The organism is Halorubrum sp. AJ67 (assembly GCF_000513435.1).
The window spans coordinates 235,064-238,107 of sequence record NZ_CBVY010000003.1 but is presented as its reverse complement, the minus strand read 5'-3'; the positions used below and the strand labels follow the sequence as shown (position 1 = coordinate 238,107).

At 67.4% G+C, this 3,044-nt stretch carries 1 protein-coding gene; it reads right to left on the bottom strand.

From position 1 onward, the window contains the following. Positions 1–2,847: type II/IV secretion system ATPase subunit (locus BN903_RS04675; RefSeq protein ID WP_394296242.1), on the bottom strand; the 2,847-nt coding region annotated here is incomplete at its 3' end. Between the last annotated feature and the right edge of the window lie 197 nt (positions 2,848–3,044).

Below are 3,044 nucleotides of genomic sequence, written 5' to 3'. Positions count from 1 at the left end.
GGTCGCGCCCGCCTCGGCGGCAGTCCCGAAGTCGTCGTGCGCGGGATCGGACGGTGAGGCGTCCGGGGGATCAGGCGAGGGGGCGTCGGGATCGGAGTCGGTCGCTTCCGGCGGCGCGTCCGCGTCGACGGCGTCCGCAGCCGTGTCGAGACCCACCGCGTCCGTCGCGTCCGTCGCGTCTGTCGCGTCCGCCTCCCGAGCCGTTTCGGCGAGGGCCTCCCGGTCCCGCGTCGGCTGCGCTTCGACGTCGGGGGCGTGGTTCATTTCGAGGAGGGCGTCAGCGACCGAGTCCGGCACCTCGCCGCGGAACCGCTCGAACAGGTCTTCGGCCGAATCGAGTATCTCGGCGACCTCCGCCTCGGCCTCGGCGTCCGGATCGGGCCGCGGGACGAGCTCCTCCTTGTCGCGGTCGACGTTGATGAGGACGGACTCCATCTCGCGGAGGTCCTCCAGCGAGCGCTCCAGTTCGTCGTTGGCCATCAGCGCGAGCACCGTCTCGGGGTCGTTGATGAACGCCTGGAACGTCGCCGCCACCTGCGCGTAGCTGTTGAGTCCGCGGTCGATGAGGTACACTAACACGACCCGGCGCTTGCGGAGTTCCTCGTCGAGTCGCTCCCGGCTCCAGCCCCGGTCGAACATGATGTCTTCGAGCGTGTTCGAGTCGCCCATCTGGAGGAACTCGTCCGTCTCGGCCTGCCACTGGAACACGTCCTGAACGTTGATCTCGTCGTTCTCGGCGTCGTAGTGGTTGATCTCGGTGATCGACTTGTTCCGACGCACCTTCTTGCCCTGAACGCGGGTCGACGTCTGGATGGAGACCAGATCGAGGGCCGTGAACATCGTCTTCGAGACGTTGATCGGGTCGGTGGTGAAGCGCTTGAGCACCTCGCCGACGGAGTCGGCGTGGAACGTCGTGTAGGTGGTGTGGCCGGTCGACATCACCTGGAAGGCGGTCCGACCCTCCTCGCCGCGGATCTCGCCCATCACGATGTAGTCGGGGCGCTGGCGGAGCGCGGCCTCCAGCAGGTCGAACTCGTCGATATCGCCCTTGTCGTCGTCGGAGAAGGAGGGGCGCGTGACGGAGGCGATCCAGTTGCGCTGGGGAAGCTCCACCTCGCGGGTGTCCTCGATGGAGACGATCTTCGCGTTCGAGGGGATGAATAGGGAGACGGCGTTCAGGCTCGTCGTCTTCCCGGACGCGGTGCCGCCCGCGAAGATCAGGCTCTTGTGGTTCTCGATCGAGAGCCAGAGGAACGCCATCTCGTCCAGCGAGAACGTCTTCCAGTTGATCAGGTCGATCGGCGTGAAGGGGACGTCGTTGAACTGGCGGATCGTGTAGTTGGTCCCGTGGTCGGAGACCTCGCGGCCGAGCGTGAGCTGGGCGCGCGAGCCGTCCGGGAGGGTGGCGTCCACCTGCGGCCGCCGCTTCGAGATCCCCTTTCCGGAGCGCTGGGCGAGCTTCACGACGAAGTCGTCGAGCTCGTCGGTGCCGTGGCGGACGTTCGAGATGATCTGCTCGTACTCCGAGTGGTAGACGAAGACGGGGGAGTTGTACCCGTCACAGGAGATGTCCTCGACGTTGATGTCGTACTTGATCGGGTCGATCCGCTCGTAGCCGATGAAATCGCGTTTGAGGTAGTACAGCAGCTTCTCGACCTGATGCTCGGAGAGCGTCTCGGCGTCCTCCGCGAGGACGGCCGGCTCGGGGCGAGCGCTAATCTTCGGCGGGTCCGAGGGCGACTCGACCGGCGGCTCGTACCCCAGCGACTCCGCGATCCGGCGGGCGATCCCCTCGCTCGGGTCGACGCCGAACCGGTCGAGCAGCGCGTCCGCGATCCCGCGCTCGTCGCCGTCGTCCTCGTAGAGCCCGTAGCGGTCCAAAAGCGAACGCGTCTCCTCGACAATCACTTCCTCGCGGAACGCCTCGTCGCCGCCCGCGATCGACTCGTCGGCGTACTTGATCGAGGTGCGGAGCTTGCCGGTGAGAAACTCCGTGAGGTCCGCCTCGATCTCCGTCCGGTACGGCTGGACCGCGTAGTACTTCACCTCGTTCTCCTTCGTCGACCGGAAGACGATGACGAACGCGTACGGCTTGTTCACCCAGTAGCGCTCCTCCTCGCGGAAGTGCGTCTTCTTCGCCATCGGCACCGCCTTCTCTAAGTCGTACCGGTTCGTCAGCGTGGTGTCCCCCTCTGCGGTCGAGAAGAACGCGTCTTCGTCGATCTCGGGGTTGACATCGACGGTGCGCTCGTCGACGAGATCCGCGAGGTCGGCGGCGGCGCTCCCGCCCGCGCCGAGCAGCTCCTCGGTGCGGTCCGGATCGAAGCCGAGCGCCTCGGTCTTGTCCTCGTGGGTGAACAAAAGCGGCTCCGCTTCTCCCTCCTCGTTCTCGACCGTCGGCGGGTTCCCGTCCTCGTCGAGGAAGTACTCCTCGCGGTAGTCGTCCCACGTGTAGTACCCCTTCAACACCGGGACGGAGTAAGGGTCGTACCGGGCCGCACACAGGTCCCAGAGCACGTCGCCGACCGCCGCGGCCGCGCGGAATCGGTACTCGGTCTCGCCCGGGTCGAACCCGAGGAGGGATTCCGGATCGACATCGACTCGATCCCACTCCTCGGGGGTCGGCACGCGCGACGGCACCGACTCGACGCGGTCACCGGGCGCGACTACGACCCCGGAGACACCACCGCGACGGGCGACGGGGTCGTCGAATACCGTGTCCGGGTCGGGGGCGGGAGCCGGGGACGAGTCCTCGGCGGCGTCGCCGTCGCGGTCCGGGTCGGCCTCGTCGGGGTCGGAGTCGTCGCTCTCCTCGAAATCGTCGCTCTCATCGGAGTCGTCGGTCACGTCGGAGTTCTCGACTTCAACCGCCTCGCGCTCGTCCTCGGCGTCCGAGTCCGGCTCTCCGTCCTCGGAGGTCGCGTCTACCTCGCCGTCGCCTTCCGTCTCTTCCGCGTGGCTCGCGGGCGTCGGCGTCGCCGCGAGGCGTTCCCCGGTCGCACGACGGCCGAACCGTCGAGCAGGACGCGTCCGGACCGACGACC